The 14,196-nt window shown below is 57.6% G+C and carries 11 protein-coding genes; 4 read left to right on the top strand and 7 right to left on the bottom strand.

Annotated elements, in window-relative coordinates:
• Positions 1-49 precede the first annotated feature (49 nt).
• The 7 genes from Q0915_RS31045 to Q0915_RS31015 all read right to left on the bottom strand — a co-directional run bounded on the left by Q0915_RS31045 (position 50) and on the right by Q0915_RS31015 (position 8,123).
• The gene (locus tag Q0915_RS31045; RefSeq protein ID WP_299484219.1) at positions 50-682 is read right to left on the bottom strand and encodes a glutathione S-transferase family protein; all 633 of its coding nucleotides are present in this window, start codon (positions 680-682) and stop codon (positions 50-52) included.
• Between the two features lie 170 nt (positions 683-852).
• Positions 853-1,593 (bottom strand): SDR family oxidoreductase, encoded by a 741-nt coding sequence (locus tag Q0915_RS31040; RefSeq protein ID WP_299484218.1) that lies wholly within the window; start codon positions 1,591-1,593, stop codon positions 853-855.
• A 120-nt stretch (positions 1,594-1,713) separates the two neighbouring features.
• Entirely contained in the window at positions 1,714-3,168 is a 1,455-nt protein-coding gene (locus Q0915_RS31035) for an aldehyde dehydrogenase family protein (RefSeq protein ID WP_299484217.1), read from the bottom strand.
• A 10-nt stretch (positions 3,169-3,178) separates the two neighbouring features.
• Positions 3,179-4,768 (bottom strand): dipeptide ABC transporter ATP-binding protein, encoded by a 1,590-nt coding sequence (locus Q0915_RS31030; RefSeq protein WP_299484216.1) that lies wholly within the window; start codon positions 4,766-4,768, stop codon positions 3,179-3,181.
• A complete protein-coding gene (locus tag Q0915_RS31025; protein ID WP_299484215.1) occupies positions 4,765-5,595 on the bottom strand; it encodes an ABC transporter permease in 831 nt (276 codons plus the stop codon). The genes Q0915_RS31030 and Q0915_RS31025 overlap by 4 nt, the downstream gene beginning before the upstream one ends.
• Positions 5,592-6,539: an ABC transporter permease gene (locus Q0915_RS31020; protein WP_299484214.1), complete on the bottom strand. Its 948-nt coding sequence runs from the start codon at positions 6,537-6,539 to the stop codon at positions 5,592-5,594. Before Q0915_RS31020 ends, Q0915_RS31025 begins: the two co-directional genes overlap by 4 nt.
• Positions 6,540-6,638: 99 nt before the next feature.
• Positions 6,639-8,123, bottom strand: coding sequence for an ABC transporter substrate-binding protein (locus tag Q0915_RS31015; RefSeq protein ID WP_299484213.1), 1,485 nt, complete (start codon positions 8,121-8,123; stop codon positions 6,639-6,641).
• 400 nt (positions 8,124-8,523) lie between these two features.
• Between Q0915_RS31015 and Q0915_RS31010 the strand changes: the two genes are divergently transcribed.
• The 4 genes from Q0915_RS31010 (at position 8,524) to Q0915_RS30995 (ending at position 14,173) form a co-directional block, all read left to right on the top strand.
• Positions 8,524-9,078 carry a PAS and helix-turn-helix domain-containing protein gene (locus tag Q0915_RS31010; RefSeq protein ID WP_299484212.1) on the top strand — a complete coding sequence of 185 codons (555 nt, stop codon included), beginning with the start codon at positions 8,524-8,526 and terminating at the stop codon, positions 9,076-9,078.
• Positions 9,079-9,394: 316 nt separating this feature from the next.
• Positions 9,395-11,329, top strand: a complete 1,935-nt coding sequence (locus Q0915_RS31005; RefSeq protein WP_299484211.1) for a PrkA family serine protein kinase — start codon at positions 9,395-9,397, stop codon at positions 11,327-11,329.
• Between the two features lie 20 nt (positions 11,330-11,349).
• Positions 11,350-12,672: a YeaH/YhbH family protein gene (locus tag Q0915_RS31000; RefSeq protein WP_299484210.1), complete on the top strand. Its 1,323-nt coding sequence runs from the start codon at positions 11,350-11,352 to the stop codon at positions 12,670-12,672.
• Positions 12,665-14,173: a SpoVR family protein gene (locus Q0915_RS30995; protein ID WP_299484209.1), complete on the top strand. Its 1,509-nt coding sequence runs from the start codon at positions 12,665-12,667 to the stop codon at positions 14,171-14,173. Before Q0915_RS31000 ends, Q0915_RS30995 begins: the two co-directional genes overlap by 8 nt.
• Positions 14,174-14,196: the final 23 nt, after the last annotated feature.

The following is a 14,196-nucleotide window of genomic DNA, read 5'->3' as shown; positions in this document are numbered from 1 at the left end:
TTTGAAGTAAGACAATGCGGGGCCGGTTGGCCCCGCACAGCTTCGGGTATCAAGCGCCCGGGACTTTCATGCCCATAAAGTCGATCATGACGTTGTCGCGGTAGGCGGGCCGCTCGCAGAGCCGGTCATAATACGCCCGCAGACCGGGCAGATCCGCCCGTTCGAAATCGAGTTCATAGTACCGGTAAAGAAGGCCGCCGATCTGATAGTCGACAAGGTTCAGCGTTTCCCCACCGACATAAGGCCCCTCGATCAGACCTTCGAAAACCTTCATGGATTGCTTCAACGTGGCGGCGGCACTGGCGACACCCTTGTTGTCGCGCTCATCTGCCGTTGTCCGAATGGTCTGCCAGAAGATCGTCGGAATGAGGGGCTGATAGATATGCTGCTTTGACATATCGACCCAGCGCTCGATCTGGGCCGCAGCCATCGGATCAGTAGGATGGCCGCCGTACTTACGCATCAGATAGCGCAGGATGGCAGAGGATTCCGGCAGCGCCTGACCGTCCTCTTCCAGAACCGGCACCAGGCCCAGGGGGTTCATGGCCAGAAATTCCGGCGTATCATTGCCGCCGAACGGCCCGCCGACATCGAGGCGTTCGTAATCAACGCCAAGTTCTTCAAGACACCAGACCACAGGCTGGACGTTCGCGGAAGAAATACGGCCGTGAATTTTAATCATTGTCTCTACCCCTGAAAAACACGCCACCGCCAGACTGGCGGTGCGCGTGGATAATCACCTTTTCAGCCTGCCAGACAAACCCCTGATACAAACAAAGACGTGATCAGGAAGCCCAAACTGATTGCCGATGATACGAACAAGCAAGCGACCTTGGATTGTACGGCTTTGGTTCAGATACACCGGCCGCCATCAACTTCAAGCGCAGCACCCGTGATCATGCCTGCTTCATCGGAACACAGGAAGCAGGCCGCATTGCCCATGTCTTCCGGCGTGGAGAACCGCCCTATCGGAATGGTGGACAGGAACTTCGCCCTGATTTCAGGCGTGTCTTCACCCATGAAACTCTTCAGCAAGGGCGTCTCACCGGCGACAGGACAGATTGCATTGACGCGCACGCCTGACGGCGCAAGTTCAACGGCCATGGTCTTTGTCGCGGTGACCATCCAGCCTTTTGAGGCATTGTACCAGTTGAGCTTCGGACGCGGACTGAGGCCCGCGGTCGACGCCACGTTCAGGATCGCCCCCTGTCCCGCAGCCGTCATCAAAGGCACGAGATGGCGAGCGGTGAGATAGACGGACTTGCAATTGACGGCAAAGACCTTGTCGAACTCGTCCTCGCCGACATCCTGCATCGGCATCGGCAGGTGGGTCACACCGGCATTGTTCACGAGAATGTCCGGCACGCCGAGACGCGCCTTGGCAGTTTCGGCCAATGACTGGACACTCGCATTGCTGGACACATCGACCATTACCGCAATGCCACCGACTTCCTTTGCAACCTCTTCAGCAAGCTCCGTATTGAGATCTGCAATCAGGACCGTTGCGCCTTCGGCTGCAAATTTGCGCACGATCCCGGCACCAAACCCCGATGCACCACCTGTTACGATGGCAGTTTTTCCCTGCAGCCTCATTTGGTCCTCCCGTTTTCATTTTGTGCCGTCCCGGACCCGATCCGGGATCAAGTTCAAGGTCGTTGTCAGGTCCCGGCTCAAGGCCCGGGCAGCGCTGAAATTGGATCAACAGATGGCCTTTCACCCGTGAAAGGCCGCGACTGTCTTCAACGTTGTAAATCCGTAAAGCGCCTCGAACCCCTTCTCCCGGCCATGACCCGACTTGCCGATGCCACCGAAGGGCAATTCGACCCCTCCCCCCGCGCCGTAGTTGTTGATGAACACCTGCCCGCTTCGGATCTTTCTGGCCAGCCGCATCTGGCGCGCTCCATCGCGTGTCCAGATGCTGGCGACGAGCCCGTAGTCGGTTCCGTTGGCAATTGCTGCTGCTTCGTCTTCGTCGTCGAACGGAATGACAACCTGGACTGGCCCGAAGATCTCGTCGCGGGCCAGCGTATGGGCAGGAGAAACACCGGCGAATAGCGTCGGCCGGACATAATTCCCGCCTTCCGGAGCATTCTGTAAATCGCCTTCAGCTGCCTTTTCAAGATCGTCGCCCCGATCCAGAAAACTCGTCACAATGCCTTGCTGCCGTGCAGAGATCAGGGGCCCAACATCCAGATCGGCAAGGGCCGGTCCGACCCGGAGTGCCGCGTATCTCTCGGCCATGCGTTCAACGACGCGATCATGCAGGGACCGCTGAACCAAAATCCGCGATGACGCCGAACAGGTCTGCCCCGCGTTCTGGATGCCTGCATTGACAAGAAACGGAAGCGCCGCATCGAGATCTGCATCCTCGAAGACGAGTTGAGGCGACTTTCCGCCAAGTTCCAGGGTCACGGGAACGACGTTTCGTGCTGCCGCTGTCTGAACCTGAACGCCTGTGGCGACCGACCCGGTGAAGCTGACATGGTGCACTCCCGGATGAGCTGTCAGCGCAGCACCGGCCTCCGATCCGAGACCCGGAACCACGTTCAGGGCGCCATCGGGCAATCCGGCCTTCACGGCGAGATCGGCAAAGGCAAGCGCCGTCAGACAGGCGTCTTCCGCAGGCTTCAGGACACAGGCATTGCCGGTCGCGAGCGCTGCACCAACCGAGCGTCCGATGATCTGCATCGGATAGTTCCAGGGCACGATGTGCCCGGTGACGCCATGGGGTTCACGCAACGTGTAGACCGTATATCCGTCCAGATAGGGGATTGTCTCTCCATGCAGCTTGTCGGCGGCGCCGCCATAAAACTCAAGGTAACGCGCAAGCGCGATTGCATCCGCGCGGGCCTGCTTCAGAGGCTTGCCGACATCAAGAGACTCAATTCGCGCAAGGTGATCCACCTTTTCCAGGACCAGCTCCCGCAAACGGAACAGAAAACGGCCACGCTCGACAGCCGTCGTCCGTCCCCATGCGCCTTGCCAGGCACTTCGGGCCGCCACTACGGCCGCATCGATGTCAGCAGATCCACCCCGGGCAATTGAACCGATCCGTTCGCCCGTCGACGGGTTGTTCAATGGCAGTTCCTCAGCGCTTGCAGGTTCAACCCACTTGCCCTCTATCAGACACTTTGCCGGGTCGAACCACAGCTCCGGATTATCAGTCATGGCGTCTCCTTCAGGCCACATCTGCCGGCAGGACCGGCGCGGCGGCAACAAGCTGCTTTGTGTAGTCGTTTTCCGGTTCATCGAAGACCCTGTCCGTCGGACCCTCTTCGACAATTCTGCCCGAATTCATGACGAGCACACGTTCGGTGATTGAGCGCACGACACTGAGATCGTGCGAGATGAAAAGATAGGTCAGGCCGTACTTGCCGCCGAGATCGGCAAGCAGATCGAGAACCTGCGCACGCACGGAGACATCCAGCGCCGAAACGGCTTCATCAAGGATGATCAGGTCCGGCCTTATGATCAGCGCCCGCGCAATCGCGATGCGCTGGCGTTGCCCGCCGCTGAATTCATGAATGTACTTTTTACGGTCATCAACCGACAGACCGACGTTCTCTAATGCTTCGGCAATCGCCTCATCCCGCGCTGCCCCTAGCGGCGGCGCGTCCAGCAGGTGATACGGCTCGGTAATCAGCCGGTCGACCCGCCATCGCGGGTTGAAGCTGCCATAGGGGTCCTGGAACACCACCTGCATGCGGCGGCGCACCTCGCGGTTGGCATGGTGTTCGTCGATCACCGGTTCCCCGTCAAAAAGGATCTCACCCTTCTGGACCTCTTCCAGGCCGAGTATCGCCCGTGTCAGCGTTGATTTTCCGCAGCCCGATTCTCCGACAAGCCCGAGGCTTTCTCCCTTGCGGATCTCAAAGCTGACGTCATCCACCGCGCGAAACTGCGTGGTCTTCCCCCACCAGCCATGCAGGTGCGTCTGGTATTCGCGCACAACGTTGCGCACCTCCAAAAGCGGAACCTCCTGCGCACCGCCACTTCGCTCGGGCACATGACCCGAGGCTTGCAGCAGCGCGCGGGAATAGGGATGCTGCATATTGCGAAACAGATGGTAGGCCGAGCCGCTTTCAACGACTTCACCGGTGCGCATGATCACGAGTTCGTCGGCAAGATCGGCAACGACCGCAAGATCGTGACTGATCAGCATGAGCCCCATGCCGTCTTCTGAAACCAGCCGTTTTAAAAGCGCGAGAATCTGTGCTTGCGTGGTCACGTCGAGCGCTGTTGTCGGCTCATCGGCGATCAACAGTTTCGGCCGGAGAGCTATCGCCATGGCAATCACAACCCGCTGCCTTTGACCGCCGGACAACTCATGCGGATACCGCGACAGAGGAAACTTTTCCTCCGGCAATTCAGCCCGGCGCAAGGCCTCGGCCGCCCGTGTCATTGCCTCCGCGCGGGATACCCTTTCGTGAACGAGAATGGTCTCGGCAACCTGGGCACCGATGGTCTGAAGCGGATTGAGCGCTGTCATGGGTTCCTGAAACACCATGCCGACCTCCTTGCCTCGAAGGCCGCACAACTCTTCTTCGCCAGCGGCCAGAAGGTCCTGTTCCGAAAGCTCAATCCGCCCACAACACGCAGCACCATGCGGCAGCAGTTGCAGAACGCTGAACGCCGTCATCGACTTTCCGGATCCGCTTTCTCCGATGACGCCCAGAATGCGGCCTGCCTCAACTCTCATGGAGACATCCTTGAGGATTGGCGTTCCGTGGATCGTCAGAGACAGGTTTTCAATCGTCAGAAGGCTCACGCTCTGGACCTCCTGAGTTTCGGATCGAGCAGGTCGCGCAAGCCGTCTCCCAAAAGGTTCAAGCCAAGCACCGTCAAAAGAATGGCGAGACCGGGAAAGAGGGCAAGATGCGGCGCAAGCGAGATCATGGTCTGACTGTCGGCAAGCATACGCCCCCAGCTTGCTGTCGGGGGTTGCGCCCCGAGACCGACGTAGCTGAGCCCGGCTTCAGCAAGAATTCCGAGCGAGAATTGAATGGTTCCCTGAACAATGAGCAGGTTCATCACATTCGGCAGAATGTGTTCGACGGAGATCCGCGCCCGCCCTTTTCCGGCAACTCTTGCCGCCATCACGTATTCACGGCTCCACAGCGTGAGCGATGCGCCGCGCGTCAGGCGCGCGAAGACGGGAATGTTGAAGATCCCGATTGCAATGATCGCGTTCAGGGCAGATGCGCCGAAAACAGCCGTGATCATTACGGCAATCAACAGGCTTGGAAACGCGAACACGAGGTCGTTCGATCGCATGATCACCTCGTCGGGCAGACTGCCCTTGCGCGCCGCCGCCGTGAGACCAAGCGGTACCCCGGCCAGCATGCCGATGCCGACCGCCACCAGCGCAACGGCAATGGATGTCCGGGCACCCACCATGATCATACTCAAGATGTCCCGCCCGAACTGATCTGTTCCAAAAGGATGGAGCAGACTGGGAGATTTCATCCGATCGGCGATGTTCAAGATGGTGATGTCGTAGGGTACCCAGACCAGGCTGATGATGGCAGCGCCTGTGAAGAGCAGCGTCAGAATTGCCCCTGGCAGCATCGAGCGGTTGTGCAGCAAGACTTTCATCGCCGCCTCCGCAAACGTGGATCAACCAGCGCATAGGCAAGGTCTACGGCGAAGTTGACCACGATAACGGCGAAGACCAGCAGCATGACAACGCTTTCAACCACAATCAGGTCGCGCGAACTGATCGCCTGAAAGACAAGGCGCCCGAGACCGGGCAGGTAGAAGACATTCTCGATGATGATTGCACCGGCCAGCAGGAAGGAAAACTGAAGCCCCATGATCGTCAGAACGGGGATAAGCGCGTTCCTCAAGGCGTGACGCCACATGGCCTGACCTTTGGTGAGACCCTTCGCCCGCGCCGAGCGGATGAAATCCTCACCGAGCGTATCGAGCAGGCTGGAGCGCATGACGCGCGTCAGGATGCTCGCCTGTGGCAGGGCGAGTGCAATCGCCGGCAGGGTCAGGGCCTTCATACCGGCAAGAAAACCCGCGTCCCATCCCGGAAAACCGCCAGCGGAAAACCAGCGCAGATTGATTGCAAACACCAGCACCATCAGCATGGCAAACCAGAAGTTCGGGATAGCAACGCCGAGCTGCGTCACGCCCATGACCCCGGTATCGACAAGCGAGCCGCGTCTGGAGGCAGCCCAGATCCCTGCGGGAAATGCAATCATCGTGCTGAGCGTCAACGCATAGAGTGCCAGCGGAAGCGAGACCCACAACCGCTCGCCGATCAGCTCGGAAACCGGCGTCCGGTATGTATAGGATGTCCCGAAGTCGCCAACGAGAAGACCACCGGCCCATGAAAGATACCGCTGGAGGATCGTACCGTTCAAACCCAGTTGCTCACGAAGGGCATTGAGCGTGTCCTCCTGAGCGTTGATCCCGAGCATATATGCCGCCGGATCGCCCGGCACCACCTCGAGAGCCAGGAAGATCAAGATGGACGCAGCCACGAGGCTCAATCCGAGAGACAACAGGCGTTTCAGGAAATATTGCAGCATGTGGCGGTCACGTGCCTGTCGGCCGGATGTCTCATGGAAGAGTTTCTCAAAAAGAATGACGAGCGCCCGCCGGACTGCGGGCGCCCATAGTTCAGAGTGTTATTCTTCCCAGGACACCGCTGTCAGGTCCGTTGCCTGGGTCGGCTGGTTTTTCCAGAGACCCTTGATCCGCGCGTCGGCGACCGTTGGAAAGGCCAGCTGGAAGAGGTATCCGTTGACATAATCCTTGGCGATCATCTCCTCAGCCTGCTTTAGCAGTTCAGACCGCTTCTCGGGATCGTTCTCACTGGTAATCGCCTCGAACAGCTTCTGAAACTCCGGATTGTCGTACTGAAAATAGTAGTCCGGGCGCGCATAGATACCGATGTCCATCGGCTCCGTATGGCTGACGATCGTCAATCCGTAGTCCTTGCCCCTGAAGACCTGTTCGAGCCATTGAGCCCATTCCAGATTGGAAATTTCGGTCTCGATGCCGATGGCCCGGAGCTGCGAGGCAATGATCTCGCCGCCGCGGCGGGCATAAGAAGGCGGCGGCAGTTTCAGTGTGGTTTCGAACCCGTCCGGGAATCCGGCTTCAGCCAGCAGTTTCTTTGAGAGCTCCGGGTCATGCGCGCTGAGTTCGGTAAGATCGACATAGTCCGGATTATGCGGCGCGAAATGAGTCCCGATCGGCGTGCCATACCCGAACATCGCACCATCGATAATCGCCTGTCGATCGATCGCATGGGCCACCGCTTGGCGGACTTTCGCATTGTCGAAAGGCGGCAGTTTGTTGTTCATGGCAAGGATCGTCTCGCCCTCTGTCGAACCGACAAGCACCTGGAACCGTGGATCCGCTTCAAATTGCGGCAGGTTTTCAGGTGCCGGAAAACCGACAAACGCATTCACGTCTTCCGCCATCACCGAGGCAAAGGCAGCGGTCGGATCGGAGATGAACTTGAAGGTTACAGTGTCGAGATTTGCCGGTGTCCCCCAGTAATCCGGGTTCTTCTCCAGGTCGATCCGATCGCCCTGGACCCAGTCTGAGAACTTGAATGCTCCTGTCCCGACCGGATTGGTCTTGATGTCTGCAATGGTCTCAGGCGCCACAATCACCGCGTCACCCCAGGCCATGTTGAAGAGGAAATTGCTGTTGGCCTCATTCAGGGTCACGGTCACCGTCTGCGGGTCGACCACCTCAACGCTTTCAATGCCGGCAAAGAGGGCCTTCTGCGCATTGGCGCTGTCGTCCGCGCGGGCGCGGTCAAGACTGAACTTGACGTCTTCAGCCGTCATGTCCGTTCCGTCATGGAATTTCACACCCTCATGCAGCTTGAATGTGTAGGTTTTTCCGTCTTCGGAGATTTCCCAGCTTTCCGCCAGTCCAGGATTAACAGATCCGTCGGGCCCAAAACGGGTCAGGCCTTCGAAAACGTTGGAATACAGTACGGAATCGATTGCGCCGGCTGCCGCGCTTGTCGGGTCCAGATGCGGCGGTTCAAGCTGCATCGCGACGATGATGTCGCTCTTGGCTTCTGCAATGCTGATGCTGGCGGCCAGCGCCAGGACGCTGATCAGCCCACTCCCAAACTTTTTCAATCCCATAGCTCTCCCCATCCGTCTTTGCTGCTGCGTTACGGCTTTGCAAGTAGATCAACGAGCGCCCGGCCCATGACCTTCGCTGAATCTAGCATATCTTCCACGCCGACATATTCATCCGGTTTGCGCGCCAAATCCAGAATACCCGGACCATAGGCAATGCAGTCTGCAACTCGTCGATATTGTCTTCAAACAAAAATCACCTGTCGATGATCATTCGGCAACTGTCCGGACTGCAAGCCACTGGAAGTCCGGCAGATTGGCAAACGTGTGATGCAGCCGTTCGTCAATTTCCCGAATCAGCCGTCCGGTCAACGCCATGTCACTTTGGTCCGTTTTGGCAAATCTACCGATAACTATGCTATTGTCGCACTACGGTGCCAATACCGTAGAAGCACGGTGACGCATGCACGAATTTGAAGCACTTGCTTTCGATCACGCCCCAATGGGTCTGGCATTGACCGAACACCGCATCATCCGAACCTGCAATCAGACTTTTGCGGACATGTTCGGGTACCAAAAAGAAATGCTGATCGGAAAGAGTTTCAGGCTGCTTTACGGGTCTGAAGAGGAGTTTCACCAGATTCGTGACATCGGACTGAAACCGCTAAGCCAGTCGCTGCCCTATACGGACGAGCGCCTGATGCTGCGGTCCGACGGCTCCCGAATCTGGTGCCGGTTCCGCGCCAGAACGCTGACCCCGGATATTCCGCTTGCAAGGACTGTCCTCAGCTTCGCTTTGATTGACGATACGCGTGCAGGACCAACGCTCACGCCACGGGAACGCGACGTTCTCTTGCTTCTGTCCAAGGGCCAGACAAGCAAGGAAATGGCGCGGGTTCTTGGTCTTTCCCCCCGCACGGTCGAGGACGTTCGCGCAAGACTTCTGAAAAAGTTCAATGTGAAGAATGTAGCCGTCCTGCTCGGAAGGTTTTCCGGTCATCGCACGACGAAACAGTGATCCGAATTTCAGTTTCAAACATCTGATTTGTAGACCATACGCGGCTTCTGCCCATGACCTGCAAACGGTACCGTCGCCCCGGCACAAGACGGTTCTGCAGCGATTTTCGGCTGAAACCGGTTTTGCAAGGGCACTCTCAGCGGGCGCTCCCGATCATTGCGCCCTAAAAAAGGCGAAGACACGCGAAATTCACTGCAATTTATTTTGAGATCGAAATTTTTGCGAAACCCGAAAGTTTAAGTTGCCAGCAAGGGCGAAAGTCCCATCTACTTTAACAGGGGCAGGTACTCTGGGAGCGCCTAGCTGGAAGTGGAACATGGAGATATACACACGATTCGCCGAGGATTATAGAAACAGAAACCTGGAAGAGATTTCAATCCAGGATTACCTGCTCGGATGCAGGGACGACCCGCTGATGCGTGCGACTTCAGCGGAGCGCATGATGGCAGCGATCGGAGAACCCGAGGTCATCGATACAAGCCAGGACCAACGCCTCGGCCGGATTTTCATGAACCGGACGATCAAGCGTTACGCACCTTTCAAAAACCTGTTTGGAATGGAAGCGACGATCGAACGAATCGTTGGTTTCTTCCGCCATGCAAGTCAGGGCCTTGAGGAACGCAAACAGATCCTCTACCTGCTCGGGCCGGTCGGCGGCGGCAAATCCAGTATCGCTGAAATTCTCAAGAAACTGATGGAGCGGGAGCCGATTTATGTGCTCAAGGCCGGCGACCAGATCAGCCCGGTTTACGAGTCTCCGCTTGGACTGTTCAGTGCCAACCGTGTCGGCGATCTCCTGGAAGACAAATACAACATTCCGCGGCGCCTATTGACGGGGCTGATCTCGCCGTGGGCGACCAAGAGACTGGACGAATACGACGGCGACATCTCGAAATTCTCGATCGTCAAGCTTTACCCCTCACGGCTCCGCCAGATCGGGGTGACGAAAACCGAGCCGGGCGATGAAAACAACCAGGATGTGTCCGCGCTTGTCGGCAAGCTCGACATTCGCAAACTGGAGGAATTCAGCCAGGACGATCCCGATGCCTACAGCTATTCCGGTGCATTGAACCGGACAACACAGGGCCTGATGGAATTCGTCGAGATGTTCAAGGCTCCGATCAAGGTGCTGCACCCTTTGCTGACGGCCACACAGGAAGGCTCTTATGTCGGCACGGAAAACATCGGCGCGCTGCCCTTCCAGGGCCTTATCCTTGCGCACTCCAATGAATCCGAATGGAGCCAGTTCAAGAACAACAAGAACAACGAGGCCTTCCTCGACCGCATCAGCGTGGTCAAGGTGCCTTACTGCCTGCGTGCGACGGGGGAAGCGGAAATTTACGGCAAGCTCCTGAGCCAGAGCGCACTTGCAGATGCGCCTTGCGCGCCGGAGACCCTGCCCTTGCTCGCGCGTTTTAGCGTGCTGACCCGGCTGCACGAGCACGAAAATTCAACGCTCTATTCCAAGCTGCGCGTCTATGATGGGGAAATGCTGAAGGATTCCGATCCCAAGGCAAAATCGCTCCAGGAGTATCGCGACGCAGCTGGCGTTGACGAAGGCATGAACGGCATCTCGACCCGATTTGCCTTCAAGGTCCTGTCGGAAACCTTCAACCATGACACGGAAGAGATATCCGCCGATCCGGTCCACCTGATGTATGTCCTTGAACAGGCCCTCCGGCGCGAACAATTCGATGCGGAAACCGAGAGCAAGTATCTGGACTTCCTCAAGACGGAACTTGCGCCTCATTATGCCGAGTTCATCGGAAACGAGATCCAGAAAGCCTATCTGGAATCCTATACCGACTACGGTCAGAATCTCTTCGACCGCTACATCACCTATGCGGATGCGTGGATAGAGGAACAGGATTACAAGGACCCGGATACGGGCCAGATATTCGATCGCGGCGTTCTGGAAAAGGAACTGGAAAAAATCGAGCAGCCCGCCGGCGTGGCCAATCCGAAGGACTTCCGCAACGAGGTCGTGAAATTTGTCCTGAGGGCGCGCGCTGAGAACCAGGGCCAGAACCCGGACTGGCGCAGATACGAAAAGCTTCGCCAGGTCATTGAAAAACGCATGTTCGGAAAGGTCGAGGAGCTTTTGCCCGTTATCAGCTTTGGCGCGAAGCGGGACAAGAAGACCGACGAAAAGCACCACGAATTCGTGGAGCGCATGACCGGACATGGCTATACGAAGCGGCAGGTCCGACGGTTGGTCGAATGGTATATGCGCGTCAACAAGGCCGGGTAGACCTGGAGGCCAAGTAATCAATGGCGCATTTCATCGACCGTCGGCTGAATCCGAAGGACAAGAGCCTCAGCAACAGGCGGCGGTTTCTCAAACGGGTCCGGTCACAGATCAAGAAAGCAGTCGAGGACGCCGTTCGTGAGCGCGGTATCGCCGATGTCGACCGGGCCAAGAACGTCTCCGTCCCGACCAAGGGCGTTGCCGAGCCATCTTTCCGCAAGTCGGCAGATGGCGGGCGCAGGGAACGTGTGTTCACGGGAAACAAGACGTTCCAGACCGGTGACCGGATCGAAAAACCGCCGCGCGGTGGCGGCGGCAGTGGCGGACGCCAGGGATCAGACGATGGTGACGGTGAGGACGATTTCCTGTTCGCCCTCTCCCGCGAGGAATTTCTCGACTTCTTCTTCGATGACCTTGAGCTGCCTGACCTGATCAAGCAGAGCCTGAAGGAGATAACCAGGACCCACCCGCACCGTGCGGGCTATTCGACCTCTGGTTCGCCTGCAAACATCAATATCGCCCGCACGATGCGCAACGCCCTTGGGCGGAGGATCGGTCTGAAAAGACCCAAGGACAAGGACGCCGAAGAGCTTCTGAGCCGGATCCTCAAACTGGAAAAAATCGCGTCACCAACGCCCGAACAGCGCGACGAACTGGCTGCATTGCGCGCAAAATACGAGAAGATGATCAAACGGCGCAAGGTGGTCGCCTATATCGATCCGCTGGATGTCCGGTACAACTATTTCGAACAGCAGCCGGAGCCGAATGCCAACGCGGTCATGTTCTGCCTCATGGATGTCTCAGCCTCCATGGGCGAGCGGGAAAAGGACCTCGCAAAGCGCTTCTTCATGCTGCTGCACCTGTTCCTGAACAGCCGCTATGAAAAGACGGACATCGTCTTCATCCGCCATACGCATGATGCCTCGGAGGTGGACGAAGACACTTTCTTCTATTCCCCGCAAACCGGCGGGACAGTGGTCAGCACCGCGCTTGTCGTCATGAAAGAGGTCATCGAAGACCGTTACCCGCCGTCGGAATGGAACATTTATGCCGCGCAGGCATCCGATGGCGAAAACTTCAGCGGTGATTCCCGGAAATGCGTTTCACTGCTCACCGAGGACCTGATGCAGATCTGCCAGTATTTCGCGTACGTTGAAATCGTCGGGGAAGACGAGGCCCAGCTGATCAACAGCGAGGCCACCGGAATGGAGCTTTGGGAATCCTATGGGCGCGTGGCGGAGGCCTGGCCCAATTTTGCGCGCAAACGGGTGTCCGCCATTGCCGACATCTATCCCGTTTTCCGCGAACTCTTCGCACGCGAACCGGCGGGTAAATCAAATGGCTAAGCGCGCTGCGAAACCCAAGTCCAACCTTCTTTTCGACCACGCCGACTGGGATTTCGACACCCTCCGGCGAACCTTCGACGCGATTGAGCAGGTGGCGCGCGAAGACCTGGAACTGGATTTTTATCCAAACCAGATCGAAATCATCTCTTCGGAACAGATGCTCGACGCCTACTCTTCTATTGGTATGCCGCTGATGTATCACCATTGGTCCTTCGGCAAGCATTTCCTGGGCCACGAACGCCTCTACCGAAAGGGAGCACGCGGTCTCGCCTATGAGATCGTGATCAATTCCAATCCGTGCATCAGCTATTGCCTTGAGGAAAACACCATGCCGTTGCAGGCGCTGGTGATGGCGCATGCTGCCTTCGGCCACAACCATTTCTTCAAGTCGAACCATCTGTTCGAGCAATGGACCGATGCCGACGGCATTCTGGACTACCTGGAATATGCACGCCGCTTCATCGCCGGCTGCGAAGAAAAACACGGGCAGGAAGATGTCGAAGCAACCCTGGACGCTGCGCATTCGCTCATGACGCACGGCGTCTTCCGGCACCGTCGGCCAAGGCAGCTCTCCCTGCGCGAAGCCGAGGAACAGCGGCAACAGCGGATCGCCGCTGCCGAACAGAACGTCTACTATCTCTGGAACACCATTCCGAACCCGGCGGAGGGCCAGCAGCCTCAGGATTCAGGCCTTCTGGACCGCAAACGCGACATGCAGCTGCCGGAAGAAAACCTGCTCTTTTTCCTCGAACACTACAGCCCGATCCTGAAATCCTGGCAGCGCGAAATCCTGCGGATCGTGCGCAATATCGGGCAGTATTTCTATCCTCAGAAACAGACCAAGGTGATGAACGAAGGCTGCGCCTGTTTCGTGCATTACTACATTCTCAACAAGCTGCACAAAGACGGGCGGTTGAGCGATGGCGCTATGCTGGAGATCCTGCACAGTCATACAAATGTTCTGACTCAGCCTGATTTTGATGATCCACGTTTTTCCGGCATCAATCCGTATGCACTCGGCTTCGCCATGATGGAGGACATCAAGCGCGTTTGTATAGAGCCGACCGAAGAGGACCGGGAATGGTTTCCGGACATCGCCGGCAACGGCGACTGGCGCAATGTCGTCAAACACGCCTGGGCCAACTATCGGGATGAAAGCTTCATTCAGCAATTCCTGTCGCCGGCAGTCATGCGCAGGTTCCGGATGTTCGCAATTTCCGATGAATCGTCCTCGCGCTACTGCACCGTGACGGGCATTCACAATTCCCACGGCTACAGACACCTGCGCGATGCGCTGGCCCGGGATCATGATTTGTCATCTCTTGAACCGGACATCCAGGTCGCGGACGCGGATCTCCTGGGAGACCGCTGCCTTCATCTGAAAGCCGTGCGGCGAAACGCCGTTCCGCTCGACGCTGACGCCAAGGCCGCAACGCTGAAAAATGTCGAACGGCTTTGGGGCTACAAGGTCGAGCTGGTCGAGGTGGATACGGCACACTGACAATCGCGCCCGGTTTTTCCGGC

This window comes from uncultured Roseibium sp. (genome assembly GCF_947494555.1).
Classification (GTDB): domain Bacteria; phylum Pseudomonadota; class Alphaproteobacteria; order Rhizobiales; family Stappiaceae; genus Roseibium.
Note: the sequence above shows the minus strand (reverse complement) of the source record. Positions and strands in the feature narration are given on the sequence as shown.

What these genes read in the sequence shown, in the direction of transcription:
- Q0915_RS31010 (WP_299484212.1), top strand. Translation starts at nt 8,524, where the DNA reads ATGCACGAATTTGAAGCACTTGCTTTCGATCACGCCCCAATGGGTCTG.
- Q0915_RS31045 (WP_299484219.1), bottom strand. Translation starts at nt 682, where the DNA reads ATGATTAAAATTCACGGCCGTATTTCTTCCGCGAACGTCCAGCCTGTG.
- Q0915_RS31000 (WP_299484210.1), top strand. Translation starts at nt 11,350, where the DNA reads ATGGCGCATTTCATCGACCGTCGGCTGAATCCGAAGGACAAGAGCCTC.
- Q0915_RS31005 (WP_299484211.1), top strand. Translation starts at nt 9,395, where the DNA reads ATGGAGATATACACACGATTCGCCGAGGATTATAGAAACAGAAACCTG.
- Q0915_RS31025 (WP_299484215.1), bottom strand. Translation starts at nt 5,595, where the DNA reads ATGAAAGTCTTGCTGCACAACCGCTCGATGCTGCCAGGGGCAATTCTG.
- Q0915_RS31015 (WP_299484213.1), bottom strand. Translation starts at nt 8,123, where the DNA reads ATGGGATTGAAAAAGTTTGGGAGTGGGCTGATCAGCGTCCTGGCGCTG.
- Q0915_RS30995 (WP_299484209.1), top strand. Translation starts at nt 12,665, where the DNA reads ATGGCTAAGCGCGCTGCGAAACCCAAGTCCAACCTTCTTTTCGACCAC.
- Q0915_RS31040 (WP_299484218.1), bottom strand. Translation starts at nt 1,593, where the DNA reads ATGAGGCTGCAGGGAAAAACTGCCATCGTAACAGGTGGTGCATCGGGG.
- Q0915_RS31020 (WP_299484214.1), bottom strand. Translation starts at nt 6,539, where the DNA reads ATGCTGCAATATTTCCTGAAACGCCTGTTGTCTCTCGGATTGAGCCTC.
- Q0915_RS31035 (WP_299484217.1), bottom strand. Translation starts at nt 3,168, where the DNA reads ATGACTGATAATCCGGAGCTGTGGTTCGACCCGGCAAAGTGTCTGATA.